Origin of the sequence: Photobacterium chitinilyticum (genome assembly GCF_004104355.1) — a bacterium.
GTDB classification, from domain to species: domain Bacteria; phylum Pseudomonadota; class Gammaproteobacteria; order Enterobacterales; family Vibrionaceae; genus Photobacterium; species Photobacterium chitinilyticum.
This window is the reverse complement of sequence record NZ_RJLM01000063.1, coordinates 1-1,273: the sequence shown is the minus strand read 5'-3', so window position 1 is coordinate 1,273 and position 1,273 is coordinate 1. Positions and strand designations below refer to the sequence as shown.

The following is a 1,273-nucleotide window of genomic DNA, read 5'->3' as shown; positions in this document are numbered from 1 at the left end:
CATGTATATGTTTAGGTTGTTGCTTATGATGTTCTGCTATCAAGCTGGAAGCCCTGTAGCGGTAGCGTGCATGGATGTTGAGTCGGTTACTTTGAGCGCGCCATAACAAAGGTATCAAGGTGACTTGTTTGACTCGGCATTTTTGGTTTGGAGTTTAGTGGATTTGGTGAGTTCACCGTGGCGCACCTTATCCCAGGCGTTAAATGTATAAGGTTAGTTTTGTGGATAGTTATTTAGATATATTGCCTTCTGAGGCTACAGCGGTAGCAGTGAAAACAGAAGGTCGCAATTTTGACATTAATTTTGATGGTATTTCATCAACTGGTTGTTGGGTTGTAAGCAAAGATCGGTTTTATGATTACGTGATTGTGTTTCATGAAACAGAATTTGGTAACGATATATACATTGGTGAAAATAGAGGTAATAGGCCTGAAGGTACGACTACTAGGCAAGGTAAAGAGTATCCTCGTTACAGAATATTCATTGGTAATCTAACCTTTAAGGGTAAAACAGAAAAAAATTGGACTTCTTTTACTCTAGGTAAAAGTGAAGGATACGAAAGAATATACCTTGAAAATACTGGATTAGGTGAGCCAAAAAGTTTAGAACCTGATTCTGAGGAAGCAATCGAAGGGTATAAAAAGGATACCAAAGTTATGGTTTCTAAAAGAGACCGTAAATTAACTGAAAAGAGAAAGCGCCATGATAATTATACTTGTCAGGCTTGTTTGAAGCAGATAAAGGTTGGTAATAAATATATTATTGATTGCCACCACTTGGAACCCGTGCATTTAGGGGCTCGGACAACTCATCTTGAAGACTTAATTTCACTTTGTCCTACTTGTCACAGGATTGCTCACACGAGAGTGCCAGTATACTCTCTTGATGAGCTAAAACAGATTGCGAGTGATATATACATTTAACAAAGCAATCAAGGTGATGCGTTACACTCGGCGGTTTTGGTATGGAGTTCGGTGTGCTTTGCTTGTTCGGTGGGGCACACCTTATTGCAGGCGTTATGCACCTAGAGCCAAGATTTTCAATGGTAGAAAATTCATCGCTTTTTTTCACGATTTCTCTGGCCATTCGTTTGCCGAAAGGCTGCCTGTAAGTCCGAAGATAAGYAGGTTGTTGTTATATTTGCTGCCTTGAAGTCTGGCAATTCAATATCATAATTTCAACGTTACTTTGCTGTGAAAGTGTTGGYGCATCTCTTTGCCTATTGTTTTGGTGCAACAGCCAAGCCAGTCCGTATCAGGTGTCATGCAGGTTT

General features: G+C 40.0%; 1 protein-coding gene. It reads left to right on the top strand.

What is annotated here, in order from left to right:
- Nucleotides 1-221 precede the first annotated feature (221 nt).
- Complete coding sequence (locus tag EDI28_RS25775) at nt 222-923, top strand: HNH endonuclease (protein WP_128786685.1); 702 nt, start codon at nt 222-224, stop codon at nt 921-923.
- The last annotated feature ends 350 nt before the right edge of the window (nt 924-1,273 follow it).